27 protein-coding genes and 1 tRNA gene are annotated in these 25,137 nt (G+C 69.0%); 18 read left to right on the top strand and 10 right to left on the bottom strand.

Translation table 11 applies throughout. The features are described 5' to 3' along the window. Positions 1–186: 186 nt before the first annotated feature. Positions 187–271, bottom strand: a tRNA-Leu gene (locus RIF65_RS04745). A 104-nt stretch (positions 272–375) separates the two neighbouring features. On the opposite strand from RIF65_RS04745, the gene RIF65_RS04740 reads away from it, so the two are divergent. Beyond that, positions 376–1,671, top strand: a complete 1,296-nt coding sequence (locus RIF65_RS04740; protein WP_309064191.1) for a M20/M25/M40 family metallo-hydrolase — start codon at positions 376–378, stop codon at positions 1,669–1,671. Positions 1,672–1,729: 58 nt separating this feature from the next. Continuing rightward, positions 1,730–2,560 carry an undecaprenyl-diphosphate phosphatase gene (locus RIF65_RS04735; RefSeq protein ID WP_309064192.1) on the top strand — a complete coding sequence of 277 codons (831 nt, stop codon included), beginning with the start codon at positions 1,730–1,732 and terminating at the stop codon, positions 2,558–2,560. A 30-nt stretch (positions 2,561–2,590) separates the two neighbouring features. On the opposite strand, the gene RIF65_RS04730 is transcribed toward RIF65_RS04735, so the two are convergent. Then, complete coding sequence (locus RIF65_RS04730) at positions 2,591–3,436, bottom strand: PAC2 family protein (protein WP_309064193.1); 846 nt, start codon at positions 3,434–3,436, stop codon at positions 2,591–2,593. Between the two features lie 92 nt (positions 3,437–3,528). Between RIF65_RS04730 and RIF65_RS04725 the strand changes: the two genes are divergently transcribed. The 9 genes from RIF65_RS04725 to lnt all read left to right on the top strand — a co-directional run bounded on the left by RIF65_RS04725 (position 3,529) and on the right by lnt (position 13,219). After that, a complete protein-coding gene (locus RIF65_RS04725) occupies positions 3,529–4,206 on the top strand; it encodes an HAD family hydrolase (protein WP_309064194.1) in 678 nt (225 codons plus the stop codon). After that, positions 4,203–5,213 (top strand): tRNA (adenine-N1)-methyltransferase, encoded by a 1,011-nt coding sequence (locus tag RIF65_RS04720; RefSeq protein WP_309064195.1) that lies wholly within the window; start codon positions 4,203–4,205, stop codon positions 5,211–5,213. The genes RIF65_RS04725 and RIF65_RS04720 overlap by 4 nt, the downstream gene beginning before the upstream one ends. A gap of 10 nt (positions 5,214–5,223) precedes the next feature. Continuing rightward, complete coding sequence (locus tag RIF65_RS04715) at positions 5,224–6,132, top strand: hypothetical protein (protein WP_309064196.1); 909 nt, start codon at positions 5,224–5,226, stop codon at positions 6,130–6,132. Next, positions 6,129–7,127, top strand: coding sequence for a helix-turn-helix transcriptional regulator (locus RIF65_RS04710; protein ID WP_309064197.1), 999 nt, complete (start codon positions 6,129–6,131; stop codon positions 7,125–7,127). Before RIF65_RS04715 ends, RIF65_RS04710 begins: the two co-directional genes overlap by 4 nt. Next, positions 7,124–8,119: a helix-turn-helix transcriptional regulator gene (locus RIF65_RS04705; RefSeq protein WP_309064198.1), complete on the top strand. Its 996-nt coding sequence runs from the start codon at positions 7,124–7,126 to the stop codon at positions 8,117–8,119. The genes RIF65_RS04710 and RIF65_RS04705 overlap by 4 nt, the downstream gene beginning before the upstream one ends. Positions 8,120–8,147: 28 nt before the next feature. Then, positions 8,148–8,399, top strand: coding sequence for a Sec-independent protein translocase subunit TatA (gene tatA, locus RIF65_RS04700; RefSeq protein ID WP_309064199.1), 252 nt, complete (start codon positions 8,148–8,150; stop codon positions 8,397–8,399). A gap of 62 nt (positions 8,400–8,461) precedes the next feature. Next, complete coding sequence (gene tatC / locus RIF65_RS04695) at positions 8,462–9,220, top strand: twin-arginine translocase subunit TatC (protein WP_309064490.1); 759 nt, start codon at positions 8,462–8,464, stop codon at positions 9,218–9,220. Next, a complete protein-coding gene (locus tag RIF65_RS04690; protein WP_309064200.1) occupies positions 9,217–11,688 on the top strand; it encodes a DEAD/DEAH box helicase in 2,472 nt (823 codons plus the stop codon). The genes tatC and RIF65_RS04690 overlap by 4 nt, the downstream gene beginning before the upstream one ends. A 4-nt stretch (positions 11,689–11,692) precedes the next feature. Beyond that, positions 11,693–13,219 carry an apolipoprotein N-acyltransferase gene (lnt, locus tag RIF65_RS04685; protein ID WP_309064201.1) on the top strand — a complete coding sequence of 509 codons (1,527 nt, stop codon included), beginning with the start codon at positions 11,693–11,695 and terminating at the stop codon, positions 13,217–13,219. A 1-nt stretch (position 13,220) separates the two neighbouring features. Here the strand turns inward: lnt and RIF65_RS04680 are convergent, their stop codons facing one another. The 4 genes from RIF65_RS04680 to RIF65_RS04665 form a co-directional block, all read right to left on the bottom strand. Then, positions 13,221–13,604, bottom strand: coding sequence for an RNA polymerase-binding protein RbpA (locus tag RIF65_RS04680; protein WP_309064202.1), 384 nt, complete (start codon positions 13,602–13,604; stop codon positions 13,221–13,223). A gap of 131 nt (positions 13,605–13,735) precedes the next feature. Beyond that, positions 13,736–14,512 carry a glycerophosphodiester phosphodiesterase family protein gene (locus RIF65_RS04675; RefSeq protein WP_309064203.1) on the bottom strand — a complete coding sequence of 259 codons (777 nt, stop codon included), beginning with the start codon at positions 14,510–14,512 and terminating at the stop codon, positions 13,736–13,738. Continuing rightward, the gene (locus tag RIF65_RS04670; RefSeq protein ID WP_309064204.1) at positions 14,509–15,438 is read right to left on the bottom strand and encodes an SPFH domain-containing protein; all 930 of its coding nucleotides are present in this window, start codon (positions 15,436–15,438) and stop codon (positions 14,509–14,511) included. The genes RIF65_RS04675 and RIF65_RS04670 overlap by 4 nt, the downstream gene beginning before the upstream one ends. A gap of 10 nt (positions 15,439–15,448) precedes the next feature. Further along, positions 15,449–15,922: an NfeD family protein gene (locus tag RIF65_RS04665; protein WP_309064205.1), complete on the bottom strand. Its 474-nt coding sequence runs from the start codon at positions 15,920–15,922 to the stop codon at positions 15,449–15,451. 116 nt (positions 15,923–16,038) lie between these two features. Here RIF65_RS04665 and RIF65_RS04660 point away from each other — a divergent pair, with 116 nt between their 5' ends. Next, the gene (locus tag RIF65_RS04660) at positions 16,039–16,803 is read left to right on the top strand and encodes an SDR family oxidoreductase (RefSeq protein ID WP_309064206.1); all 765 of its coding nucleotides are present in this window, start codon (positions 16,039–16,041) and stop codon (positions 16,801–16,803) included. A 55-nt stretch (positions 16,804–16,858) separates the two neighbouring features. Here RIF65_RS04660 and RIF65_RS04655 read toward each other — a convergent pair whose 3' ends face one another. Then, positions 16,859–17,437: an HdeD family acid-resistance protein gene (locus RIF65_RS04655; RefSeq protein ID WP_309064207.1), complete on the bottom strand. Its 579-nt coding sequence runs from the start codon at positions 17,435–17,437 to the stop codon at positions 16,859–16,861. A 76-nt stretch (positions 17,438–17,513) separates the two neighbouring features. On the opposite strand from RIF65_RS04655, the gene RIF65_RS04650 reads away from it, so the two are divergent. The 5 genes from RIF65_RS04650 (at position 17,514) to RIF65_RS04630 (ending at position 21,533) form a co-directional block, all read left to right on the top strand. Further along, entirely contained in the window at positions 17,514–17,951 is a 438-nt protein-coding gene (locus tag RIF65_RS04650; RefSeq protein ID WP_309064208.1) for a helix-turn-helix transcriptional regulator, read from the top strand. 10 nt (positions 17,952–17,961) lie between these two features. Continuing rightward, complete coding sequence (locus RIF65_RS04645; RefSeq protein ID WP_309064209.1) at positions 17,962–18,372, top strand: VOC family protein; 411 nt, start codon at positions 17,962–17,964, stop codon at positions 18,370–18,372. Between the two features lie 15 nt (positions 18,373–18,387). Continuing rightward, a complete protein-coding gene (locus RIF65_RS04640; RefSeq protein WP_309064210.1) occupies positions 18,388–20,757 on the top strand; it encodes an excinuclease ABC subunit UvrA in 2,370 nt (789 codons plus the stop codon). Positions 20,758–20,916: 159 nt separating this feature from the next. Further along, positions 20,917–21,153 (top strand): hypothetical protein, encoded by a 237-nt coding sequence (locus RIF65_RS04635; RefSeq protein ID WP_309064211.1) that lies wholly within the window; start codon positions 20,917–20,919, stop codon positions 21,151–21,153. Next, positions 21,045–21,533 carry a class I SAM-dependent methyltransferase gene (locus tag RIF65_RS04630; protein ID WP_309064491.1) on the top strand — a complete coding sequence of 163 codons (489 nt, stop codon included), beginning with the start codon at positions 21,045–21,047 and terminating at the stop codon, positions 21,531–21,533. Before RIF65_RS04635 ends, RIF65_RS04630 begins: the two co-directional genes overlap by 109 nt. Positions 21,534–21,537: 4 nt before the next feature. Here the strand turns inward: RIF65_RS04630 and RIF65_RS04625 are convergent, their stop codons facing one another. The 3 genes from RIF65_RS04625 to RIF65_RS04615 form a co-directional block, all read right to left on the bottom strand. Then, complete coding sequence (locus RIF65_RS04625; RefSeq protein ID WP_309064212.1) at positions 21,538–22,230, bottom strand: type 1 glutamine amidotransferase domain-containing protein; 693 nt, start codon at positions 22,228–22,230, stop codon at positions 21,538–21,540. A gap of 177 nt (positions 22,231–22,407) precedes the next feature. Further along, complete coding sequence (locus tag RIF65_RS04620; RefSeq protein ID WP_309064213.1) at positions 22,408–22,593, bottom strand: GNAT family N-acetyltransferase; 186 nt, start codon at positions 22,591–22,593, stop codon at positions 22,408–22,410. Between the two features lie 344 nt (positions 22,594–22,937). Beyond that, entirely contained in the window at positions 22,938–24,527 is a 1,590-nt protein-coding gene (locus RIF65_RS04615; RefSeq protein WP_309064214.1) for a bifunctional phosphatase PAP2/diacylglycerol kinase family protein, read from the bottom strand. Positions 24,528–24,577: 50 nt separating this feature from the next. On the opposite strand from RIF65_RS04615, the gene RIF65_RS04610 reads away from it, so the two are divergent. Further along, positions 24,578–25,132, top strand: coding sequence for a GNAT family N-acetyltransferase (locus RIF65_RS04610; RefSeq protein WP_309064215.1), 555 nt, complete (start codon positions 24,578–24,580; stop codon positions 25,130–25,132). Positions 25,133–25,137 lie beyond the last annotated feature (5 nt).

Genomic DNA, 25,137 nt, shown 5'->3' with positions numbered 1-25,137 from the left:
AAGAGCGCGTCGGGCCCGCACTCTACGACACCGGACTCGACGCCGGCGAGGGCCTCTGGCTCAGAACCGGGTGGGCAGGACGATCATGACACGCCCGACCCGTCCACACTTTCTTGCCGATAACCCGCCGATAACCCACAAACGAACAAGACCCGGGTCCGATGGACCCGGGTCTTGTTCGTTCTGTGCGCGAGGGGGGACTTGAACCCCCACGCCCTATGCGGGCACTAGCACCTCAAGCTAGCGCGTCTACCTATTCCGCCACCCGCGCATTTCAGTCGTTGCCGACCGAAGAACGACATTAGCACGTTCCCCTGGGTGGGACGAACCGGCAGCGCACCCGGGCGCGCCATCGGGCTTCGATAGCCTGAGGGCATGTCCGAACCGTCACTGCCCGAGGTCGTCGAGATCGCCCGCGACCTCATCCGCATCGATACGTCCAACTGGGGCGGGGGCAGGGCGAACGGCGAAAGAGAGGCGGCCGAGTACGTCGGCGCCTACCTGGAACGGCTTGGGCTGACGCCCGAGTACTACGAGCCAATTCCTCGCCGCACGAACGTGATGGCGCGCGTGCCGGGACGCGACGCGAGCCGTCCCGCGCTGGTCGTGCACGGCCACCTCGACGTCGTCCCCGCCATGGCCGACGACTGGAGCGTCGACCCGTTCGCCGGTGTCGTGCGCGACGGGATGCTGTGGGGGCGCGGCGCCGTGGACATGAAGAACATGAACGCGATGATCCTCACCGCCGTCGCCGAGATGCTCCGTGCCGGCGAACGGCCGGAACGCGATCTGATCCTGGTGTTCTTCGCCGACGAGGAGAACGGCGGAGTCGAGGGGTCAGCGCTCGTCGTCAAGGAAAGACGCGACTGGTTTCGGGGCGCGAAGGAGGCGATCAGCGAGGTCGGCGGATACTCCATCACCGTCGACGAGCGACGTGCGTACCTGCTCCAGGTCGGTGAGAAGGCGCTGATGTGGCTGCGCCTGGTTGCCAAGGGGCGCGCCGGCCACGGCAGCCGCTTCCACGACGACAATGCGGTCACACGCCTCGCCGAGGCGGTCGCCGCTGTGGGGCGAACACGCTGGCCGATCCGGCTGACGCCGACCACGCGCGCGCTGCTCGACGGGCTGAGCGCGCTCACCGGACGCTCCGTCGACGACCCCGACGCCCTCGCGGCGGCGGCGGGACCCGCGGAAGCCTTCCTGCGCTCCACGTTCCGCACCACCACCAACCCGACCGCGCTGACCGCCGGCTACAAGCACAACGTCATCCCTGAGACGGCAGAGGCGCTCATCGACGTGCGCGTGATCCCCGGCACCGAGGACGACGTCCTCGCCGAGCTGCAGCGCATCGTCGGCGACGACGTCGAGATCCAGACGGTGGTGCGCGACATCGGCATGGAGACGCCGTTCGAAGGGTCGCTGGTGGATGCCATGGTCGCGGCGCTCGGACGCCACGACCCCGGAGTCCCCGTGATCCCGTACCTGCTCGGCGCCGGTACCGACAACAAGGCGCTCGCCTCGATCGGCATCACCGGCTACGGCTTCGCGCCTCTCCGGCTCCCGGCCGACCTCGACTTCACCGGGATGTTCCACGGGGTCGATGAGCGGGTGCCCGTAGACTCGCTTGTCTTCGGCCAGCGCGTGCTCGCCGACCTCCTGCGCACCTGCTGACCGGCATCCGCACGCCGGCGCACGACGAAGAACCCCAGCCCAGCTCAGAAAGCGACGTATGCACCTGCTCGAAGCCCTCATCCTCGGCATCGTCCAGGGACTCACCGAGTTCCTCCCCATCTCGTCCAGCGCACACCTGCGCATCCTCGGCACCTTCCTGCCGTCCGGGGAGGACCCTGGGGCGGCGTTCACGGCCATCACCCAGATCGGCACCGAGACCGCCGTGGTGGTGTTCTTCTGGCGCGACATCGTGCGGATCATCGGGCAGTGGTTCCGCTCGCTCACGGGCAAGGCGCCTCGCAATGATCCCGATGCGCGGATGGGCTGGCTGATCATCATCGGCAGCATCCCGATCGTGGTGCTCGGCCTGGTGTTCCAGGAGAAGATCGAGACCGTGCTGCGCTCGCTCTGGCTGGTCGCGATCATGCTGATCGGCTTCGGCCTGCTGCTCGGCATCGCCGACTACGTCGGGGCGAAGCGCCGCAAGCTCAGCGACCTCACCTATCCGCATGGTGTCGCATTCGGATTCGCGCAGGCGCTCGCGCTGGTCCCCGGTGTATCCCGCTCCGGCGGCACGATCACCATCGGACTCTTCCTCGGCTACGAGCGGGCCGCCGCCGCCCGGTACGCCTTTCTGCTCGCGATCCCCGCCGTGTTCGGCAGCGGCTTCTTCCAGCTGTTCAAGCACTGGGACGACCCCAACCAGCACTTCGGCCTCGGCGAGACCTTCGCCGCCACCGGTCTCGCGTTCGTCGTGGCGCTCGGCGTGATCGCGTTCTTCATGAACTGGATCTCCAAGCGCAGCTTCCTGCCGTTCGTGATCTACCGCGTGCTGCTCGGGGTCGTGCTGCTGGTGCTGCTCGGCACGGGGGTCATCCCCGCCAGCTGAGTGCCGACCGCCCTGCGCCCTTCGTCCGGCTCAGCGCTTGTCGAATCCGTCGCCGCGGCGACGGAGATAGCGCTCGAACGCCTGGGCGATGGCGTCGCCCGAGGCGTCGGGGGAGTCCCAGGTGTCACGGGTGCGCTCGAGCTGGCGGATGTATTCCGTCATCTCCTCGTCCTCCGCCGCCGCCGCATCGATCGACGCCTCCCAGGCGGCCGCTTCGGTGCGCAGATGTTCGCGAGCGGGGCCGAAACCGGTGAGCTCCTCCAGCCGGTCCAGCAGCGCCAGCGTCGCCTTCGGCGACGGCGCGGCGGTGGCGACATAGTGCGGCACGCTCGCCCACAGGCTGGCAGCGGGGATGCCGGCGATCTCGGCGAAGTGCTCGAACACGCTGAGGATCCCGACCGGACCCTCGTACGTGGACTTCTCGAGACCATGCGTCTCGCGCACGGCCTCGTTCTGACTCGACGCGAACACCGAGATGGGACGCGTGTGCGGCACATCGGACAGCATCGCACCGAGGGTGATGAAGCCGGTCACGTCGTCGCGCAGTGCCACGTCGATGAACTCCCCGGCGAACGCCTGCCAGGCGCGCGCGGGCTCCGACCCGGTCAGCAGCCACAGTTCGGTGCCGTCCTCCTGCTCCAACCGCGGGCGCCACAGCGACGCCTCCGGCCAGCGCAGTTCACGACGTCCGGACGCATCCATCCGCGTCGAGGGGCGCGTGTACTGGTAGTCGAAGTAGAGCTCGGGGTCGACGGAGTGCACGAGCTCGTAGTCGGCGGAGTCGCGAAGCTGCGCGATGGCGCCGCTGGCGGCCTCGCCGGCGTCGTTCCAACCGTCGAAGGCGGCGACCACGATACGTGACCCGAGAACGTCCACCCGCTCTCCTTCCTGTCTATGCCCCGCCGGGGGATCACTCCAGGCTAGTCGCCCGGGCAGGCCGGCGGGCGGCCTGCGGCTAGGCTGGTTCGGTGAGCAGCAAGCCCAGCGCAGTCCTGTGGGACATGGACGGAACACTCGTCGACACCGAGCCGTACTGGATGGCGGCCGAGACCGAGCTCGTCGAGTCCTTCGGCGGGCGATGGACCCACGCGGAGGCCATGCAGCTGGTCGGCAATGGCCTGATGGACAGCGCCATCGTGCTGCAGTCGGCCGGGGTCGACATGGCTCCAGAGGCGATCGTGCAGACGCTCACCGATCGCGTCGCCGAGGCTCTCCGCACCCGCGGCGTCCCGTTCCGCCCCGGCGCCAGGGCACTGCTGGCGGATCTCCGCGCGAACGGCATCCCCACCGCCCTGGTGACCATGTCGTTGCGGCGGATGGCGCTGGAAGTCGTCAATCTGATCGACTTCGAGGCCTTCGACCTCGTGATCGCCGGCGACGACGTCACGCTGCCCAAACCGCATCCCGAGCCCTACCTCACCGCCGCGGAGCTGCTCGGCATCGACATCGCCGACGCGGTCGTCATCGAGGACTCGCCGACCGGCGTCGCAGCAGGGCGATCCTCCGGCGCCGTCACCCTCGGCGTGCCGCACATCGTCTCGCTGGACGAGGCCGGTGCGCACGAACTGTGGCCGACGCTCGAGCGCCGCACGGCACAGGACATCCGCGACCTGCATTCCCGCCTCGCCATGGAGGGCGCCCGATGAGCGCCGTCCGGCCGACGGGGCCGTTCCGCGAGGGGGACCGCGTGCAGCTCACCGGCCCGAAGGGTCGCCTGCACACCATCACACTCCGCAGTGACGGCGAACTGCACACGCACCACGGTGTGCTGCGGCACAGCGACCTGATCGGCCAGCCCGACGGCTCGGTCGTCACCAACAGCTCCGGACACGATTACCTGGCACTGCGCCCGTTGCTGCGCGACTTCGCGATGTCGATGCCGCGCGGCGCCGCCATCGTCTACCCGAAGGACGCCGCGCAGATCGTGATGCAGGCCGACATCTTCCCCGGCGCGACGGTCGTCGAGGCCGGCGTCGGATCGGGTGCGCTGTCGCTCGCCCTGCTGCGCGCCATCGGGAACGACGGGCGTCTGGTGTCCTTCGAACGCCGGGAGGACTTCGCCGATGTCGCGAAGGCGAACGTCGAGACGTTCTTCGGCGGCGCGCCGGACACCTGGGAGGTGGTGGTCGGCGACCTCGCGGAGCAGCTGCCGGTGCAGTTCCCGCCGGGCACCGTGGACCGCGTCGTGCTCGACATGCTCGCACCGTGGGAGTGCATGGATGCCGTCGCCGACGCGCTCACGCCCGGCGGCGTGGTGATCTGCTACATCGCCACCGCCACCCAGCTCTCCCGAGTCGCCGAGTACATCCGCGGCACCGGCCTGTTCACCGAACCGGACGCCTCCGAGACGATGGTGCGCGGCTGGCACGTGGAGGGACTCGCCGTGCGCCCCGACCATCGCATGGTCGCGCACACCGGCTTCCTGCTCACCGCGCGCAGGCTCGCGCCGGGCGCGATCCCGCCAGAGGTCCGTCGCCGCGCCTCGAAATCGAGCTTCAGCGACGAGGACGTGGAACTGTGGACGCCCGGGGCGGTCGGCGACAGGGAGATCACCGACAAGAACCTGCGCAAGCGTGTGCGGGAGGCGCAGAAGGCGGCCGACGGCGCGCGCAGGGCGGCCGCGTCGCGCCAGGCAGAGCAGCCTTCGCAATAGACTGGGGCGCGTGCGTAAATCGACCGCTGCCCTCGCCGCTCTCGCCCTCTCCGCCCTCGCGCTGACCGGGTGCTCCTCGGCCCCCAGCTTCGACGGGGCGTCCTGCGAGCGGGACTCGTCGGCGGGCCTCGCCAAGTCCGTGGAGGTGAGTGGTGACCTCGGCGAGCCGAAGGCGCAGCTGTCCACGCCGGTGCGGACCGAGGACACCGCGTACGCGGACGTCATCGTCGGCGAGGGCCGCGCCATCACGTCGTCCGAGCAGAACGCCATCGTCTCCTACGCGCTGTTCAACGGCGCATCCGGCGACGCACTCGACGCGGGCACCACGTTGTGGAACCCGGCGTCGGTCGCCGAGCAGCTGCCGGGTGTCGACGACGCGCTGAAGTGCGCCACGGCCGGGAGCCGCGTCGTCGTGTCCATCCCGGCGAAGGAGCTCGCCGAGGGCATGGCGGAGCAGGTCGGTCTGGGCGAGAAGGACAGCGTCATCGGCGTCCTCGACATCCGCTACGCGGCGCTGCCCAAGGCGGAGGGCCGTGATGTGTTCAACGACGCGAGCGGGTTGCCGACCGTCGTCCGCGCGTCGGATGGCCGGCCCGGCATCATCGTGCCGGACGGAGACGCGCCGTCGAAGCCCGTCGTGCAGACGCTGATCGAGGGAGACGGTGAGAAGGTCGGCGAGGGCAGCCCGATGTTCCACTACACCGCGGTGAACTGGTCGGATCGCACCGTTGCGGCATCCTCGTGGGAGTCCGGCATGGTTCTCGACGCGTCGGCGCTGCCGAAGGAGGTCGGCGAGCGGATCGCGAAGTCGACGGTCGGCTCGCAGTTCCTCGCCGTCGTCCCGGGTGATGGCGGGGATGCCACCGCGTACGTCGTCGACGTGCTCGGCGTCGTGCCCGAGGAGCTGACACGGCAATGAACCCCGTGCAGATCCCGGCCGAGGAGCGACTGACCAACCTCGTCGTCGCTCTGATGGCCACGGAGATCGGCCTCACCAAGCAGCAGATCCTGGAGAACGTCTCGGGCTACCGTCAGCGGGCCGAGGCGGGTGCCAAGCAGGACGCGCTGGAGAAGATGTTCGAGCGCGACAAGGACGAGCTGCGCGCCCTCGGCATCCCCATCGAGACCATCGGCGACCCCGCCGACCCGCACGATCTGCGCGAAGCCCGCTACCGCATTCCGCAAGCCGAGTACGACCTGCCGGCCGACATCGAGTTCAGCGCCGCCGAGCTCGCAGTGCTGCGCCTGGCCGGGAGCGTGTGGAGCACCGAATCCGTGTCGTCTGACGCGCAGTCGGGGGTGCGCAAGATCCGCGCGCTGGGCATCGACGGCGACGAACCGATCATCGGATTCGCGCCGCGGATCACCGCGCGGGACGCCGCGTTCCCTGCGCTCCAGGAGGGCATCGACCGCAGTCGCGTGGTGGTGTTCGAGTACCTCAAGCCCGGCGACGAAGCGCCGACCAGGCGCCGGCTGCGCCCGCTCGCCCTCGTCGACTATGAGGCGCGCTGGCACGTCTACGGCATCGATGTGGATGCCGACGCCGAGCGGACGTTCCTGCTGAGCCGCATCGTCAGTGACGTGAAGGTGACGGGGCAGAGCTTCGACCCGGCGCTGCGCGACGGCGCCGCCGAGCGTGCACTGGCCGGCTTGGAGGCCGTGGCCGCCGCGCAGAGCGCGCTGCTCGAGGTGACCCCAGGCACCGAAGCCGCGCTGCGTCTCGGGCGCCGGGCGACACCGGCGACCCAGGGGATCCGCGTCCGCTACGTGGATCGTCACATCTTCGCCGACGAGTTGGCCTCCTACGGTCCCGAGGTGCGGGTGGTCGAGCCGGCGGACCTGCGCGACGCCGTGATCAGCCGGCTGAGGGCGATCGCCGAACGGCATGCCCGCCCGGAAGGAGCGCAGGCATGACACCGCCGCAACAGCCGCCGCTGCTCGCGGCCGACCGGGTGCGGCTGTACCTCACACTGGTGCCGTACCTGCTCGAGCGCGGTCAGGTCACACTCGACGAGGCGGCCGCCGAGTTCGGCGTGAGCCGCGATGACATGCGCGCCATGGTCGAGAAGCTCACGGTGATCGGGCTGCCCGGCGACTCGGGATACTGGCAGCTGCCGCAGGAGATGTTCGACATCGACTGGGACCTGCTCGACGAGCACGACATCATCGAGATCACCAACGACGTGGCGCTGCGCCGGGTGCCGCGGTTCACGGCCAGGGAGGCGGCAGCGCTGCTCGCCGGTCTCCAGATGGTCGCGGCCGTCCCCGCAGTGTCGGAGTCCGGACTCGTGTCAGGGCTCATCGCGAAGCTGTCCCGCGGATCCGCCGACGCACCGCCCGATCTCGTCGTCGCCCCGGTGGAGGTCGGCGAGGTGCAGAACGTCGTGTCGCGGGCGCTGCACGAGGGCGTCGCGGTCTCGTTCACGTACCAGGCGCCGGATGCCGCGCCGACCACGCGCACGGTCGACCCGATGCAGATCCTCATCACGAATGGTCAGTGGTACCTGCAGGGCTGGTGCCACCTGCGTCAGGCGATGCGCACGTTCCATCTCGACCGGGTCAGCGACCCGCAGCTCACCGATATCGCGATCACGCATCGCGACGAGAAGGTGCCGGAGGCGTTCGGACAGGATGCCGCGGCCGGCGAGGTCACCGTCCGACTCCCGGAGCGACTGTCGCCGCTGCTCGGCGCGTTCGCCCGCGAGGAGGTCGAGCGGCGCGACGGGATGCTCACGGTGCGGCTGCGGATGGCGGATCCTCGGGGGATCAAACGGATCGCAGGCCGGTTCGGAGGAGCGCTGGAAGTGCTCGATCCACCCCTCGCACGCGACACCACCCACGACTGGGCCGCGGCGGGATTGGCGCTCTACCTTGCGCCGGAAGCCGCTGATGCTCGGTTAGACTGAACCGATCCCAAACGCTTAGGAGAACGTCATGTTCGGCAATCTCAACGGCTGGCACCTGGTCATCCTCCTCGTCGTCATCCTTCTTCTCTTCGGTGCGGCGAAGCTGCCTGCACTGGCCAAGAGCATGGGCCAGTCGGCTCGCGTCTTCAAGGGCGAGATGAAGGCGATGCGCGAGGAGGACGCGGCTGCGGAGAGCGCCAAGACCGACGGCAAGGTCGAATCGACGACCTCCGACACCGACGCCACGCCCGGCTCCGACCGCGGCACAAGCTCCAGCTGACGGACGTGGCAGTGGTGGATCGCCACGCCGCGAAGGAGGACGTGCCGCGCCACGAGCGGCGGATGTCGCTCGGAGCCCACCTTCTCGAGTTCCGCAAGCGACTCGTCCGCGCAGCGGCCGGCCTGCTGCTGGGGATGATCGTCGCGTTCATCGTGACCGATCCGATCATCGCCTTCATCTCGGAGCCGATCAATCGGATGGCTGAGGGCAGCGACTCGCTCACGGCCCTGACGTTCACGTCCGTCACGTCGCCGTTCGACCTGCGCATGCGTATGGCGTTCTCGATCGGCATCTTCCTGTCGGCGCCGATCTGGATGTGGCAGATCTGGGCGTTCGTGATGCCTGGTCTGACCCGCAAGGAGATCAAGTACACGCTGGTCTTCATGGCCGCCGCTCTGCCGCTGTTCTTCGCGGGCTGCTACGTCGGAACCCTGATCGTGCCTCATGTGATCGAGCTGATGGCCAGCTTCACTCCGGATGGCTCCCCGCTCCTGTACAGCGCAAAGGAGTACTACGACTTCGTCTTCAAGATGATGCTCGTCATCGGCGTCGCTTTCGTCCTGCCGGTGTTCCTCGTCGTGCTGAACTTCGCCGGCGTCATGTCAGGCAAGGCCATCCTGAAGGGGTGGCGCATCGCTGTGCTGATCGCCATGACGTTCGCCGCTCTCGCCACACCCGCCGCCGACGTCGTCAGCATGCTCCTGCTCGGAGGCATGCTGATCGTGCTCTACTTCGCCGCGGCGGGGGTGTCGTTGCTTCTCGACAAGCGCAAGCGCAAGCGCGCCATCGCCGCCGGACTCGACCCGGACCTGGTGGCATGAGCTCCCCGGCTGAGCGGTACGCGGCTGCCCGCGCGGCCGCCCAGCATCCGCAGACTCAGGCGTTCGCCGCCCGACAGCGGTTCGACCTCGACCCCTTCCAGCTCGACGCCTGCCAGTCGCTCGAGGACGGGCGCAGCGTGCTGGTCGCCGCGCCCACCGGCGCTGGGAAGACGATCGTCGGCGAGTTCGCGATCCATCTCGCCATGCAGACGCCGAACGACAAGGCGTTCTACACGACGCCGATGAAGGCGCTGTCGAACCAGAAGTTCCGCGAACTGGTCGACGTGTACGGTGCGGACGACGTCGGTCTGCTCACCGGCGACACCAACATCAACGGCAGCGCCCGGATCGTCGTCATGACGACCGAGGTGCTGCGCAACATGCTCTATGCGGACTCCGACGCGCTCCGCGGGCTGCGCTACGTCGTCATGGACGAGGTGCACTACCTCGCCGACCGTTTCCGCGGCCCGGTGTGGGAGGAGGTCATCCTGCACCTGCCGCAGAGCGTGCGGCTGATCTCGCTCAGTGCCACGGTCTCCAACGCCGAGGAGTTCGGCGACTGGCTGGACACCGTCCGCGGCGACACCGACGTGATCGTCTCCGAGACGCGACCGGTGCCGCTCGAGCAGCACGTCCTCGTCCGCGACGATCTGCTGCCGCTGTTCGACGACAGGGCGGGCATCGCGACGGCGCAGGTGAATCAGGAGCTGTTCCGCATCCGTTCGTTCACGGGGTCGCGCTACGACGACAACCGTCGCGCCCAGGAGTACCGCAGCGCGCGGCACGCCGGCCGGCAGGCGCTGCGCCCGCCGCGCGGGGGTCGTCGTCCCGTGCGCCAGTCCAACATGGGTCGCATCGAGCGCATGGACCGCCCCGACGTCGTGCGACTGCTGGAACGGTCGAACCTGCTGCCGGCCATCTTCTTCATCTTCAGTCGCGTGGGCTGCGACGCGGCCGTCCAGCAGATGCGCCGTGCGGGAGTGCGCCTCACCACTCAGGAGGAGCGCGAGCAGATCCGCGCCATCGTCACCGAACGCACCCGTTCCCTCCAGGACGAGGACCTCGACGTGCTCGGGTTCTGGGAGTGGCGCGACAACCTCGAACGCGGTGTCGCGGCCCACCACGCCGGCCTGCTGCCCGCCTTCAAGGAGGTCGTCGAGGAGCTCTTCCAGCGCAAGCTCGTCAAGGCCGTCTTCGCCACCGAGACTCTCGCGCTCGGCATCAACATGCCGGCGCGGACCGTGGTGCTGGAGAAGATGGAGAAGTTCAACGGCGAGGCGCGCGTCGCCATCACGTCGGGGGAGTACACCCAGCTCACCGGACGCGCTGGTCGCCGCGGCATCGACGTGGAGGGTCACGCCGTCGTGCAGTGGAGCGAGGGCATGGACCCGCAGGCGGTCGCCGCCCTGGCATCCCGCCGCACCTACCCGCTCAACTCGAGCTTCCGCCCGACCTACAACATGGCGGTCAACCTCATCGACCGTTTCGGGCGTCCTCGTGCCCGCGAGATTCTGGAGTCGTCCTTCGCGCAGTTCCAGGCCGACCGCGCTGTGGTGAGCCTGGCGCGCAAGGTGCGCAACGCCGAGGAATCCCTGGAGGGGTACCTCAAGGCGATGCAGTGCGACCGCGGCGACTTCCTCGATTACGCCCGCCTGCGCCGCGAGCTCAGTGATCTCGAGAAGAAGAACCGACGCGATGCCGGTCCGCGCGCCGCGCGGGACAAGCGCCTCGGCAAGATCCAGAACCTGCGCACCAGGATGCAGCGGCACGCGTGCCACTCGTGCCCCGACCGGGAGGCCCACGCGCGGTGGGCGGAGCGGTATTTCAGCCTCAAGCGGGAGACCGACCGCACGCGGCGGCAGATCGAGACCCGCACCGGCACCGTGGCGCGGATCTTCGACAGGGTGATCGACGTGCTGCAGACCGTCGAGTACCTCGAAGGGGAGGGGGACGAGCTGTCGCTGACGGATGCCGGACGCACCATGCGCCGCATCTACGGCGAGCGCGACCTCCTGGTCGCCGAATCGCTGCGTGCGGGCATCTGGCGCAGCCTGGACGCCGCGTCGCTCGCCGCGATGGCGTGCGCCCTGGTGTACGAGCCGCGCCGGGACGAACAGAACGCGGGGGAGCGGGGTCTGCCCCGAGGCGCGTTCCGGATCGCGTACGACGCCACCGAGCGGCTGTGGGCCGAACTGGATGACCTCGAGAAGGAGCACGGGTTGCCGGGCAGCGAGCCGCTGGCTCCAGGGCTCTCCGCGGCCATGCACTCGTGGGCGCGCGGGGGATCCCTCGACCGGGTGCTGATCGACGCCGACATGGCCGCAGGCGACTTCGTGCGCTGGGCGAAGCAGACCATCGATCTGCTCGACCAGCTGTCCATGGTTGCCGAGGATGCGGATCTCGCTCGGACGGCCCGCAGAGCGCTGGACGGCGTCCGGCGAGGGATCGTCGCGTACTCGGCGGTGTGAACGGATGACGGACGCGAGACGCGCGGCGCCGCGGCGCCCTGTGCTGCCGCTCTGGGTCGCGGTCATCGCGGCCGCCGCGGCCGGTGTGCTGATGGACCTCGCCTTCCCGGCGGTGGCGGTCTGGCCTGCGGCCTTCGTCGCAGTGGCCCTGCTGCTGGTCGCGCTGGACGGCAGGCGCGTGGGGGGAGCGCTGCTCGTCTCCGCGACCTACGGGATCGTGTTCTACCTGCTCCTGGTCTCGTGGACGTCACGTTATCTGGGCCCGTTGCCTTGGCTCGGTCTGACGTTCGTCGAGGGCGCACTCACTGCCGCGGCTCTCGTCCCCGTGGCGCTCGCGCTGCGTTGGCTCCCGCGCGCGTGGCCGCGGGCACGGGTCGTGCTCGTCCCCGTCGTCGTCGGTGCGCTGTGGCTGGTGCAGGAGCTGTTCATCGGCAACTGGCCGTACGGGGGATTCCCGTGGGCCCGCATTGGCATGACGCAGGCGCAGAGCCCGTTGGCGCCGCTCGCCTCCTGGCTGGGGGTGAGCGGGCTGGGCTTCCTGATGGTCGTCGCCGTCGCAGCGGTGATCGAACTCGTCCGAGCGCGCCGCCGGCTGCGCCCGGCCGTGCTCGCGCTGCCGCTCGTGGTGATCGCCGCACTGCTGCTCACGCCGGCGTTCCCGACCGCGGATGCCGGGCGGATGCGGATCGCGGCCGTGCAGGGCAACGGCACCACCGGGTACTTCGACGAGCGCGAGGCCTACGGGGTGATCCAGGCCCAGACCGATGCGACCACGCCGCTCGAGGGTGAGGCGATCGACCTCGTGGTCTGGCCGGAGGGCGGTGTCGACTACGACCCGTTCCAGGACCCCGGCACGGCACGCCGGTTGACGCGCGTGGTTTCCCGGATGGATGCGCCGTTGCTCGCCAACACCGCGACCGAACGAGGCGCCGACATCTTCAACACATCCTTTCTGTGGACGCCGGACGGCGAAGCCGCGCAACTGCACGACAAACGGCATCCGGTGCCGTTCGGCGAGTACGTGCCGGACAGACCGTTCTTCCGCGCCCTCGCCCCTGACCTGATCGACCTGATCCAGCGGGAGTACACGCCGGGCGACAACCCGCCTGTGGTGCGGGTCGGTGACGTCGGCGTCGGACTGGCGATCTGCTTCGATGTGATCTACGACGAGGTCATCCGTGAGGGGCTGAACAGCGGCGCGCAAGTGCTGGTGTTCCAGACGAACAATGCGGACTTCCGCGGCACGGACGAGAACCTGCAGCAGTTGGCGCTGGCCCGGATGCGCGCCATCGAGACCGGGCGCAGCGTCGTGAACGTGTCGACCGTGGGGACCAGTCAGATCATCGCACCGGACGGCCGGACCATTTCGTCCCTGGACGCCGATGAGGCCGGAGCGCTGCTCGAGGATGTCGAACTGCGTTCCGGCCTCACGGCTGGGGTCGTTCTCGGGCCTTGGATTCAGGGAATCCTGGTGGCTGCCGGACTATCAGGCCTCGCGGCCGCCGGGATCCTCACGGGCCGTCGGCGCTGAGTCAGGCTCCGATGCGCTCGCGCGTCGGGTCGTCGCCTGCGCCGCGGCGTGCGCGGATGTAAGCCAGGCGCTCTTCGAGCAACTCCTCGAGCTCGGCGCGCGTGCGGCGCTCGAGCAGCATGTCCCAGTGCGTCCGAGCCGCCTTCTCCTGCTCGTCGTCGCGCTTGACGGGCTCGCCGTCCACCTGCAGCACGGCCTCGGCACCGCACGAGCGGCACTCCCAGGTCGCGGGCGGCTCGGCGTCGGCGGCGAACATCAGCGTCGTGTCGTGGTTGCACGTCGGACACGTGTACGTGGTGGCGCGCCGCTCCATGAAGACGACGCCCTCTTCACTCTGAAGGCTCTGGGCACCCAGTCGGATGCCGCGAAGACTGCGATCTGCCATTGTGTGGTCCTCTCGTCGCTGTGAACGCTCGCGTTGTCAGGTATAACGCTCGCGTCTGTGCGCTTCATCCACGCGGGCGAGAAGCGGGCGCTATTCACAGTGGAATCCCAGGGCCGTGTGCCGTGGGCGCGTCAGAAGGGGGCGAGGACCTCGAGTGCCAGGTCGGTTCGGTCGGTGACGACGCCGTCCGCACCGGCCGCCACGAGCCGCATCATGTCAGCCGCCTCGTTGACCGTCCAGACGTGCACCTCCACTCCCGCACCGTGAGCGGAGCGGATGAAGGCGGGGGTGACGATGCGCAGCGGCCCCTGCCGCTCGGGGACCTGCACCGCGTCGATCGCTGCGAGAACGCGGGCAGGGGAGAGGCGCGCGGCCGACAGCGACTTCAACGCGGCGATGGTGGCGCGCCCGCCGGAGGTGGCGGGACGGATGGCTGCACCGGCGCGCAACGCGGCGGCCACGGCACGCGTGCGACGGGCGTCCGAGAAGCTGGTGACCAGCACCCGCTCGGTGTGGTCGGCGACGGCTCGCCCGAGCGGCTCGGCGGCGGCATCCGTCTTCACGTCGATGTTGAAGCGGATGCCGGGGAAGGCGTCCAGAGCATCCGGGACGGTGAGCAGACCGCCGTGCTCCGCCAGCACCGCGGCGAGCTCCCGGGTCCGAAGCTCGTCGATGCGACGGGTGTCGCCGGCCAGTCGCTGCAGCGTGTCGTCGTGGAAGAGGACGACATCGCCGTCGGCGGTCAGTCGGCAGTCGGTCTCGATGTACTCGGCACCGGCCGCGTGCGCGGCCGCGAACGAGGCCGCCGTGTTCTCCCACACCGCCGAGTCCTCACCCTCCGCGGAGATCAGACCGCGGTGGGCGAGGACTCGGGGATGTCGTGCTCCGGTGAGGTACGGGTGTGTCACGCGCCCGGTGTCGGGTCGGACGGTGCCGATCCGGGGCGCGGAGTGAACGCGGTCCCGATGCCCTTCAGCGCCTCAGTCAGCTCACTCGGAACGATCCACAGCTTGCTGGAGGGACTCTCGCTGATCTTGGGCAGCATCTGCAGGTACTGGTAGGCGAGCAGCTTGTCGTCGGGCCGACCCTGGTGGATGGCGCTGAACACGTTCTGGATCGCCTCCGCTTCGCCCTGTGCGCGCAGCACGGCGGCCTGCTTGTCACCCTCGGCCTTCAGGATCGCCGCCTGACGCTGGCCCTCGGCCTCCAGGATCTGCGACTGCTTCGAGCCCTCCGCCGTGAGGATGGCCGCGCGGCGGTCGCGCTCGGCGCGCATCTGCTTCTCCATCGAGTCTTGGATGGAGACGGGTGGGTCGATGGCCTTGAGCTCGACGCGGGAGACGCGGATGCCCCACTTGCCCGTGGCCTCGTCCAGCACCACACGCAGCTGCCCGTTGATGTTGTCGCGGCTGGTGAGCGCCTCTTCGAGGTTCAGTCCGCCGACCACGTTGCGCAGCGTGGTGGTGGTGAGCTGCTCGACGGCGCCCAGATAGTTCGCGATCTCGTACGTCGCGGCCCTGGCATCCGTCACCTGGAAGTACACGACGGTGTCGATCGACACGACCAGGTTGTCTTCGGTGATGACGGGCTGCGGCGGGAACGACACGACCTGCTCACGCATGTCGATGAGCGGCCGGAGGCGGTCGATGAAGGGCACGAGGATGTTCAGGCCGGGGCTGAGGGTCTTGTGATAGCGACCGAGACGCTCGACGATGCCCGCGGTGGCCTGCGGGATGATCCGGATGGACCGGGCGAGGGTCACCACCACGAAGATGATGACAGCGGCGACCAGGATCCATACGATCGCGGCCGAGATGAACGAGGAGTCGTCCATGGAGATGCTCCTATTCGCTGACGGGGCGGACGATGGCGGTGGCGCCGCTGATCTCGGCGACCGCGACGCGCGAGCCCTCGGGGATCGGCGTGCCGGTGAGGCTGCGGGCGGTCCAGGTGTCGCCGTTGCTGAGCTTCACTTGGCCGGAGATCTGGGTGATGTCGTGCAGCGCGATGCCGCGCAGATCGATCAGAGCCTCGACGTTGGATTTCGTGGGGTCCTCGCCGCGCCGCAGACGGTGCAGCAGCGGTGGCCGCAGGAACAGGATGAACAGGGCGGCGGCGATGCCGGCGATCAGCACCTGAGCCCACACTGGAAGACCGACCAGATCGGCGACCAGCCCGGCGGCGCCGCCGAGAGACAGCATCAGGAACGTGAAGTCCAGGCTGAGCATCTCGATGACCAGGAAGACCGCGATCAGCACGATCCACCCGATCCAGGCCCATTGCTCGATGACCTCGACGAATGCCGCGAAACCGTCCATGCGCCCCTCCTGCGGTCAACCTACCACGCGCGAGAAACCGCGGGTCGACCGGGAGCCTCGTTGTAGGGTGGGATGTCGCCATCCGCGCGCATCCCGAGCATCACGAGGAGTCAGGAATGACCCAGGTTCTCCCGGCAGGTTCCCTCGACGGCAAGGTGGCACTGGTCACCGGATCGTCCCGGGGCATCGGCGCCGACACGGTCCGCTACTTCGCCGAGGCCGGTGCGGACGTCGTCATCAACTTCCGCAACAAGGCGCCGCGCGCCGAGAAGCTCGCCAACGAGCTGCGCGCCCTCGGGCGCCGCGTGCTCGTCGTCGGGGCCGACCTGACCGATCAGGACTCCGTCGACGCCATGTTCGAGCGGGTTCGAGAGGAGTTCGGACGTCTCGACATCCTGGTGCTGAACGCATCTGGTGGCATGGAGTCCGGCATGGCAGAGGACTACGCCCTCAAGCTCAACCGTGACGCGCAGCTCGGCGTGCTGCGGGCGGCAGAGCCGCTGCTGGGCGAGGGCTCCCGCGTGGTGTTCGTCACCAGCCACCAGGCGCACTTCATCCGCACCACCCCGACGATGCCCGAGTACGAGCCGGTCGCCCGGTCCAAGCGCGCCGGTGAGGACGCGCTGCGCGAACTGATCCCCGACCTGGCGCAGAAGGGTATCGGCCTCACCGTGGTGTCGGGCGACATGATCGAGGGCACCATCACCGCGACCCTGCTCGAGCGCGCGAACCCCGGTGCGATCGCCGGGCGCCGGGAGTCGGCCGGCAAGCTCTACAACGTGCAGGAGTTCGCGGCCGAGGTCGCGCAGGCAGCGGTCGACCCTGTTCCCGACGACAACACGCGCCTCGTCGGCGACACGTCCGACTTCGTCTCGGAGTGACAAAGAATGCGGCCCCGGTTCTCACCGGGGCCGCATTCTTCCGTCGGGCACTCACTCAATACGTGGTGAGCGTCGCCAGATCCTCCTCCAGAGTGATCGCCCGCACGATCTGGACGACTCCGAGCGCGACCAGCGTGGCACCCAGCATGATCCACAGCACGACGGCGGCGTACAGCGGTGAGAGCAGCACGAACACGCCGGCGAGAATGCCGATGATCGCGTAGATCCACGTCCAGACCTTGGACGCGCCGGTGCCGAGCAGGCTCAGTGCGACCACCCCGTCGAAGATCCAGCTGACTCCGACGAAGACGGCGACGATGAGCGCGAACGTGACCGTCGCGGCGGCGAGGTTTGCGAATGCGATGACACCGGCGACGATGTACAGCAGCCCCAGCAGACTGTGGCCGATGCGCATCCAGCCGCGGTCTCGACCGGAGAACACGGCCAGCGCCAGGTAGACGAGCCCGCCGATGATCAGGTATGACGCCACGATGCCCGTGACGATCACCGCGGACTTGCCGGGCCAGATCAGCAGTAAGAGCCCGGTCACAAGTGCGAGCGCGCCGGAGACGGCGAGGAACGTCCGGATCGATCGGACGGCGTTCGTCGCCTGCGATGGCAGGAAGTCGGTCATGAGGATCCCTTCGCGAGAGAAGCGGTGACGGCCCCAGGCTAGCGCGGGCCGCCCGCGGGCGTGCCAGGATCGGAGCGTGTCCTCCCTCTCCGATGACGCGCGGCTGCGCGAGCTGGCGGCGCTGCGCCGCGTGCGCGACCGGATCGACCGGGAGTACGCAAAGCCCCTGGACGTGGAGTCGCTGGCGCGGCAGGCGCACATGTCGTCGGGCCACCTCAGCAGACGATTCCGCGACGTGTACGGGGAGTCTCCGTACGCCTACTTGATGACGCGCCGCATCGAGCGGGCCATGGCTCTGCTGCGGCGCGGCGATGTGAGCGTCACGGAGGCGTGCTTCGCGGTGGGCTTCTCGTCGCTCGGCACGTTCAGCACGCGATTCGCAGAGCTGGTCGGGATGCCGCCGAGCGCCTACCGACGCGATCCCGGCCTCGCCGCCGGCATCCCGTCGTGGATGGAGAAGCAGGCGACCAGACCGATCAGGAATCGAGAAGCGCGGCGCGGCGCCGCTGGGTAGCGTCGGGGTCATGGACATCACGATCAACGCGAGTTTCCTTCCGCACCTGGATGCCGACGAGTCGCTGACCTTCTACCGCGACGTGCTCGGGTTCGAGGTGCGCAAGGACGTCGGGTACCAGCAGATGCGGTGGATCACGGTGGGGCCCGGGGGTCAGCCGGACACGTCGATCGTGCTGCATCCGCCCGCTGTCGATCCCGGGATCAGCGACGACGAGCGCACGACGATCCTCGAGCTGATGGCGAAGGGCAGCTACGGTGGGATCGTGCTCGCCACCGCCGACGTCGATGCCGCGTTCGCCGAGATCGAGGCGAAGGGTGCCGACATCGTGCAGGAGCCGATCGACCAGCCGTACGGCGTCCGCGACTGCGCGTTCCGCGATCCCGCCGGCAACATGGTGCGCCTGCAGCAGAGCGCCTGAGTAGAGAGGACGACGATGGCCGAGACGCACATCGCCGACACCCACGACGTCATCCGCGTGCAGGGCGCGCGGGAGAACAACCTGAAGGACGTCAGTGTCGAGATTCCGAAGCGCCGTCTCACCGTATTCACGGGGGTGTCCGGTTCGGGCAAGAGCTCGCTCGTGTTCGACACGATCGCCGCGGAGTCCCGCCGGATGATCGACGAGACGTACAGCGCGTTCGTACAGGGCTTCATGCCGTCCGTGCCGCGCCCCGACGTCGACGTGCTCGAAGGGCTCACCACGGCGATCATCGTCGATCAGGAGCGGCTGGGTGCCAACCCGAGGTCCACGGTAGGCACCGTCACCGACGCGAACGCGATGCTGCGCATCCTGTTCTCGAAGCTGGGCGAGCCGCACATCGGCGGGCCGACCGCGTTCTCGTTCAACATCCCGACCCAGCGGGCCAGCGGGGTGATGACCGGGCCGAGCGGCGAGAAGAAGATCGTCAAGGACGCGATCTACCTCGGCGGCATGTGCCCGCGCTGCGAGGGCAGGGGAGCGGTGTCCGACATCGACCTGTCGAAGGTCGTCGACGAATCGAAGTCGCTCGATGAGGGAGCCATCATGGTGCCCGGCTACACGCCGGACGGGTGGATGGTGAAGGGCTTCTCGCAATCCGGGTTCTACCCGTCCGACAAGCCGATCTCCCAGTTCACCGACAAGCAGCGTCACCTCTTCCTCTACGGAGAGGTGACCAAGGTCAAGATCAGCGGCATCAACATGACCTACGAGGGTCTGATCCCGAAGATCACCAAGTCGATGCTGTCGAAGGACCTCGATGCGTTGCAACCGCACATCCGCGCGTTCGTCGAGCGCGTGGCATCCTTCACCACCTGCCCGGAGTGCGACGGCACCCGTCTGACCGAAGCGGCGCGGTCGTCGAAGATCGCCGGGATCAGCATCGCCGACGCGTGCCGGATGCAGGTGACCGACCTCGCCGAGTGGGTTGGCGGTCTCGACCTTCCCGGGGCCGGCCCTCTGCTGAAGGCGCTCTCCGCCAACTTGAACGCGTTCGTGACGCTCGGCCTCGGCTATCTGAGCCTGGACCGCCCGTCCGGGACGCTGTCCGGCGGTGAGGCGCAGCGCATCAAGTTGCTGCGGCACCTCGGCTCGTCGCTCACCGACGTCACGTACGTGTTCGACGAGCCGACCATCGGGCTGCATCCGCACGACATCCAGCGGATGAACATGTTGCTGCAGCGCCTGCGCGACAAGGGCAACACGGTGCTGGTCGTCGAGCACAAGCCGGAAGCCATCGTGATCGCCGACCACGTCGTCGACCTCGGTCCCGGCGCGGGCGGCGAGGGCGGCACGATCTGCTTCGAGGGCACGGTCGAGGGTCTTCGCGCGAGTGGCACCCTGACCGGCCGGCACCTGGATGACAGGGCGGCGCTGAAGGATGCCGTCCGCGAGCGCACCGGCGTCATCGAGGTCCGCGGCGCGAACGCGAACAATCTTCAGGACGTCGACGTCGACATTCCGCTCGGGGTGCTCACGGTCGTCACCGGCGTCGCCGGGTCGGGCAAGAGCTCGCTCATCCACGGTTCGGTGTCTCCCCGCGAGGGGGTGGTCTCGATCGATCAGAGCGCCATCCGCGGGTCGCGGCGCAGCAACCCCGCGACGTACACAGGGCTGCTCGAACCGATCCGCAAGGCCTTCGCGAAAGCCAACGGCGTGAAGCCGGCGCTGTTCAGCGCGAACTCCGAGGGTGCGTGCCCGACCTGCAAGGGTGCCGGTGTGATCGTCACCGAGCTCGGCTTCATGGACACCATCGAGACGCCGTGCGAGGACTGCGGCGGCAAGCGGTTCCAGGCGGCCGTGCTCGACTACAAGCTGGGCGGTCTGGACATCACCGAGGTGCTGGACCTTCCGGTGTCGAAGGCGCGCGGGTTCTTCTCAGCAGGCGAGTCGAAGATTCCCGCCGCGGCCGCGATCCTCGGCCGGCTCGAGGATGTCGGACTCGGCTACCTGTCACTTGGCCAGCCGCTGTCCACCTTGTCGGGTGGCGAGCGTCAGCGCGTCAAGCTTGCCATCCAGATGGGGGAGAGGGGCGACATCTACGTGCTCGACGAGCCCACCACCGGCCTCCACCTCGCGGACGTGCAGCAGATCCTCGGTCTGCTGGACCGGCTGGTGGACTCGGGCAAGACGGTGATCGTGATCGAACACCACCAGGCGGTCATGGCACACGCCGACTGGATCATCGACATCGGTCCGGGCGCCGGTCACGACGGCGGACGGGTGGTGTTCGAGGGCACCCCGGCGCAACTCGTGGGGGAGCGGTCGACCCTGACCGGTCAGCACCTCGCCGAGTACGTCGAAGCCGTGCCCGCGGCCCGCTGATGCTTCCGGCACCCGCCTCGGGTCGTTGAGCAAGCGCAGCGGCCCCTATCCCGGTCGTTGAGCGACGAGCGCAGCGATCGCTACCCGGTCGTTCGGCGACGAGCGCAGCGGTCCCCACCCCGGTCGTTGAGCGACGAGCGCAGCGAGGAGACGAAACGCATGGACCAGAACGAGATCGATGCCCGCATCCTGGCGTACTACGGTGACCACTTCGATGAGGATGCGCGTCTCTCGACCCGCTCCGCACAGCGGCAGGCGTCGCAGCAGCTGTCGGCGACGCGCGAGAACTGGCGTTCGAAGACGGCTCGTTCGACGCCGTGGTACTGCTCGGACCGCTCTACCATCTGGCCGCTGCGGAGGACAGACTGGCGGCGCTTCGAGAAGCCGGTCGGGTGACCCGTCCCGGCGGCCTCGTATTCGCGGCCGCGCTATCTCGATATATCGCGTTTGGCAGGGTTGCGCTCGCGCGCGAGGCTCAGGCATCCGTTCCGGGGGAGTGGCTCGACCTGATCGCGGCGGGCGTCCCCACGAGGGGTGGACGTTTCCCCGCCGGCCATTTCCACACCGCCGAGGAGCTCGAGGCGGAACTGGTCGCCGCCGGACTCGCAGTGGAAGAGGTCGTCGGTGTGGAAGGGCCCGCGGGGCTGTTCCTGGAATCCTCGCGCACGGTCGACGACGACATCCGTGAGGCGGCATTGGTGATCGCGCGCGCGTCGTCCTCCGCCCCCGCGATCCGCGACTTCAGCGCGCATCTGCTCGCGATCGCGCGCGTGTGAATCGTCAGCGCGCGTCGAGCAGCTCGGCGACCGCCTTGGCCGTCTTCGTGGCCGACATCGGGTTCTGCCCGGTGACGAGGCGATCATCGATCACGGTGTGCGGAACGAAGGGGAGAAGCGCCTTCTCGTACAGCGCTCCGCGCTTCCGGGCCTCCTCCTCGACGTTGTACGGGACCAACTCGTTGACCCCGGCGAGGATCTCCTCCTGCCACGCGAAGCCGGTGAGCTTCCGGCCGGTGATGAGGTAGCTGCCGTCGTCGAGCGTCGTGTTCAACAGTGCGCAGTATCCGTGACAGACCGCGGAGACGATGCCGCCGTTGTTGTGGATCTCGCGTGTGAGCCGCTGAAGTCCTTCGCTGTCCGGGAAGTCGTACATGACGCCGTGGCCGCCGGTGAAGTAGATGGCGTCGAACCGCGTGGGGTCGGTCTCGTCGGGTTTCGCGGTCTCGGCGAGCAGCGCCATCCGCGCGGGATCTTCGCGCCACGCCCTCGCGGACTTGTCGTAGGTGGGTCGCTTGAGTGAACGCGGCTCCAACGGCGACGTGCCGCCTTTCGGGCTGACGATCTGCTGCTCGAATCCGCGCTGCTCGAAGACGTGCCAGGCATGTGTGAGCTCGGACAGCCACAGCCCGGTCCGGTGGGATCGGTCTTCGTAGCTGCCGACGTTGGTGACGACGTGGAGGATTCGCTTGGCCATGCTCGAGTCTAAGTCGGTGGCTGCGCGACGACGAGAGCGCCAGATATCGGAACAGCCGATAATGCACATTATGTCAGAACACTTGATCGGGTGCGGCTGAAGGGACGTCCCCGACTGCGCATCAGGACGCCTGGCCAGTCCAGCATCCGCTCTCCTCGTTTCAGAACAGCGCAAGGGTCAGAGCGACTTCCGCATCTGCTGAGTGATCACGTCGTAGCCGGCCGACGCATACAGCCGGATCGCCGCCATGTTGTGGCCGAACACATTCAGCTCCAGGGCGGATTCCCCGGCTTCGCGCGCCGAGGACTCGACCGCGTGAAGCAGCGCACGCCCGTACCCCTGACCCCGTCGCGCTTCCGCCACTGCGAAATCATAGAGGAACGCCACTCCGGGCGCCCCGCGGGGGTGATCGAGAGCCACCATGCGTGGCCGACAGGATCTCCGTTCTGCCCGATGCCCTGCAGCAACAGCATCCGCGGCGTGTTCATCCCGTGGGGCAGCAAGGCGCTGTTCTCGTCGCGCGCTCGCTGCAGCGCACCCGCCGAGGGCCACCTCCCGGCAGCGACCTGTTCCCCCGCGTACTCCTCGGCGAGCGCCGTCTGCCAACGATCGAACTCCGAGCGTGTCATGGGACGAACCGTGACGGTCTCCATTCCGTCATGGTCGCATCAGGCCAATTGCGGGGTCGCATAGAACGACGCCGCGGATCAGCTCGCCGACTCGGTCAGTCCGTACACGTCCAGCCCGCCCGGGACGATCGTCACCACGGCGACCGCCGGGCTGCCGTCGGCTCCGTGCGCGCTCATCGTGACCTCGCCATCGTGGGCGAAGCCCACGCTCTCCTCCGCCGCCGAGCGCGCCTCGATCCGCACCCGTTCGGCGGTGAACGCCTCGATCGTCGCCAGCTCGGCGCGCCCCGGCACGCGATCGAGCATCGCCGACGCACGCACACCGAACCCGAGCGCCACCAGACCGCGCAGTCGGGACAGCCGCCCGCGCGCGTGCAGCACCCGCACGTCCAGCACCGCATCGTCGAGCCGACGACGCTGCAGCGGCACCATCGACGCCGAGGAGTTCTCCCCCGCCGCAACGGCAACCGACCAGACCCGCGCCTGTCTGCCGTCGACGCTGACGTCGATCGTCTCTGCACGCGCGAGCACGCGCACCGCGGCGACGACCGCAGCGACCGGCTTGCCGAGCGCCCTCTCCATTCCCTCACGCTCGGCGACGAAGTCCGGATAGACACCGACGGATGCCGCGTTCAGCACCGTCACCGGTGGGTCATCGTCGAGAGCCAGCTCGGCGACGTCGACACGCCGCCCGGCACCGGTGCGCAGGGCCTCGAGAGCGTCCTCGATCGTCGCCGCGCCCGCCGTGCGCGCGAAATGGTTGAACGTACCGCCGGGGAAGATCAGCAGCGGAAGCCCCGCACGCCGGGCGGCATCGGCGGCGGCCGCCACCGAGCCGTCCCCTCCCCAGACGCCGATCACCCGCGGCGGGTACGCCGAGCCGAGCGCGTCGCGCACGATGACGGGGATGTCGTCGCCCGGCGCCATCTGATGGATCTCGGCATGCGGCAGCGCCTCCGACAGGAACCCGACGGGCTCGGGCCGGAGCGGGTCGATTCCCGACGACGGATTGACGAGGATCAACGCACCCGCGCCGTCGGCAAGAGCCGGCAGCGCGATCACGGGTGCGGAATGCTCCGGCTCCGTGCGCGGACGTGCCGGCACCAGCATCCGCCCCACGATCGCGACAGCCGAGCCGAGCGCCACTCCCCCGACGACGTCCGACAGCCAGTGCGCCCCGGTGTGCAGGCGCGAGTACGCCACGGTGGCGCCGAGGGGTGCCAGCACGGCGCCCGAGCGACCCGATTCCAGCGCGACGCCCGTGACGAAGGCCGCCGCGGAGGCGGAATGCCCGGACGGGAACGATGCCGACGTCGGCATCCGCTTCAGGCGACGGGGAACCGGCACGTCCTTCAGCAGCGGCCGGTCGCCGCCGAAGATCCGTTTGCCGACGAGGTTCGCCAGCATGCTGCCGACGATGAGCGATGCGACACCGCGTACAGCCCCGCGGCGGGGCCGGCCGCCGATCGCGTAGAGGACGAACGCGATGGCGAGCCACAGTCGACTCCGGTCCGCGAGGTGCGAGAGCCGAGCCAGCGCGCGGTCGAGTTCGGGCAGATGACGGTGGCCGTTGATGGCGCGCCCCGCTCGGGCATCCATCCGACGCACCCAGCGCGGCAGGAGGCGCACTCGGCGGAGCGCGATGAGCGGATGTACGGGCAGCCCCATCTTCTGAGGGTAGACCCGGTTGTCAGGGCGCGGTACGGCAGGATGGACCGGTGCCGTCCTTTCCTGAAGTGACCCTCGCGGCCGGTTCGGGCGTCACGCTGTCGCCGCTGGACCTGGCCGATGCGCCTGCGCTGCTGCGTGCGGTGTCGGACCCGGAGCTGCGCCGCTGGCTCCCGCTCCCCTCCCCCTACACTCTCGACCTCGCCGAATCGTGGTGCACCACGGTCTCGGCGGGCATGCGCGAGACGGGTACCGGGTTCGTGCTCGGCGTGCGTCGCGACGGAATGCTTGTGGCGAGTGTCGACGCGAAGCGGGTCGACCGGAGGGCGCGAACTCTCGAGCTCAGCTACTGGACCGCCGCCGCCCACCGAGGACGCGGAGTGATGAGCACCGCCGTGCGGCGGGTCGCCGACTGGCTGCTCGACGACCTCGCGTTCGAACGGGTGGAGCTGCGCATCGCGACGGGAAACGCCGCGTCACTGCGCACCGCCTCCCGAGCCGGGTTCCGTCGCGAGGGCGTCGCCCGCAACGCCGGATTCACGGATGCCGGACGCGTCGACCTGGCCGTCTTCTCGCGGATCCCGGGTGACGGCGACCCGGACTGAACGCC

Origin of the sequence: Microbacterium sp. (genome assembly GCF_031180975.1) — a bacterium.
Taxonomy (GTDB): domain Bacteria; phylum Actinomycetota; class Actinomycetes; order Actinomycetales; family Microbacteriaceae; genus Microbacterium.
Note: the sequence above shows the minus strand (reverse complement) of the source record. Positions and strands in the feature narration are given on the sequence as shown.

What these genes read in the sequence shown, in the direction of transcription:
- RIF65_RS04740 (WP_309064191.1), top strand. Translation starts at nt 376, where the DNA reads ATGTCCGAACCGTCACTGCCCGAGGTCGTCGAGATCGCCCGCGACCTC.
- RIF65_RS04735 (WP_309064192.1), top strand. Translation starts at nt 1,730, where the DNA reads ATGCACCTGCTCGAAGCCCTCATCCTCGGCATCGTCCAGGGACTCACC.
- RIF65_RS04720 (WP_309064195.1), top strand. Translation starts at nt 4,203, where the DNA reads ATGAGCGCCGTCCGGCCGACGGGGCCGTTCCGCGAGGGGGACCGCGTG.
- RIF65_RS04710 (WP_309064197.1), top strand. Translation starts at nt 6,129, where the DNA reads ATGAACCCCGTGCAGATCCCGGCCGAGGAGCGACTGACCAACCTCGTC.
- RIF65_RS04705 (WP_309064198.1), top strand. Translation starts at nt 7,124, where the DNA reads ATGACACCGCCGCAACAGCCGCCGCTGCTCGCGGCCGACCGGGTGCGG.
- tatA (WP_309064199.1), top strand. Translation starts at nt 8,148, where the DNA reads ATGTTCGGCAATCTCAACGGCTGGCACCTGGTCATCCTCCTCGTCGTC.
- tatC (WP_309064490.1), top strand. Translation starts at nt 8,462, where the DNA reads ATGTCGCTCGGAGCCCACCTTCTCGAGTTCCGCAAGCGACTCGTCCGC.
- RIF65_RS04690 (WP_309064200.1), top strand. Translation starts at nt 9,217, where the DNA reads ATGAGCTCCCCGGCTGAGCGGTACGCGGCTGCCCGCGCGGCCGCCCAG.
- lnt (WP_309064201.1), top strand. Translation starts at nt 11,693, where the DNA reads ATGACGGACGCGAGACGCGCGGCGCCGCGGCGCCCTGTGCTGCCGCTC.
- RIF65_RS04680 (WP_309064202.1), bottom strand. Translation starts at nt 13,604, where the DNA reads ATGGCAGATCGCAGTCTTCGCGGCATCCGACTGGGTGCCCAGAGCCTT.
- RIF65_RS04670 (WP_309064204.1), bottom strand. Translation starts at nt 15,438, where the DNA reads ATGGACGACTCCTCGTTCATCTCGGCCGCGATCGTATGGATCCTGGTC.
- RIF65_RS04665 (WP_309064205.1), bottom strand. Translation starts at nt 15,922, where the DNA reads ATGGACGGTTTCGCGGCATTCGTCGAGGTCATCGAGCAATGGGCCTGG.
- RIF65_RS04660 (WP_309064206.1), top strand. Translation starts at nt 16,039, where the DNA reads ATGACCCAGGTTCTCCCGGCAGGTTCCCTCGACGGCAAGGTGGCACTG.
- RIF65_RS04655 (WP_309064207.1), bottom strand. Translation starts at nt 17,437, where the DNA reads ATGACCGACTTCCTGCCATCGCAGGCGACGAACGCCGTCCGATCGATC.
- RIF65_RS04645 (WP_309064209.1), top strand. Translation starts at nt 17,962, where the DNA reads ATGGACATCACGATCAACGCGAGTTTCCTTCCGCACCTGGATGCCGAC.
- RIF65_RS04640 (WP_309064210.1), top strand. Translation starts at nt 18,388, where the DNA reads ATGGCCGAGACGCACATCGCCGACACCCACGACGTCATCCGCGTGCAG.
- RIF65_RS04635 (WP_309064211.1), top strand. Translation starts at nt 20,917, where the DNA reads ATGGACCAGAACGAGATCGATGCCCGCATCCTGGCGTACTACGGTGAC.
- RIF65_RS04625 (WP_309064212.1), bottom strand. Translation starts at nt 22,230, where the DNA reads ATGGCCAAGCGAATCCTCCACGTCGTCACCAACGTCGGCAGCTACGAA.
- RIF65_RS04615 (WP_309064214.1), bottom strand. Translation starts at nt 24,527, where the DNA reads ATGGGGCTGCCCGTACATCCGCTCATCGCGCTCCGCCGAGTGCGCCTC.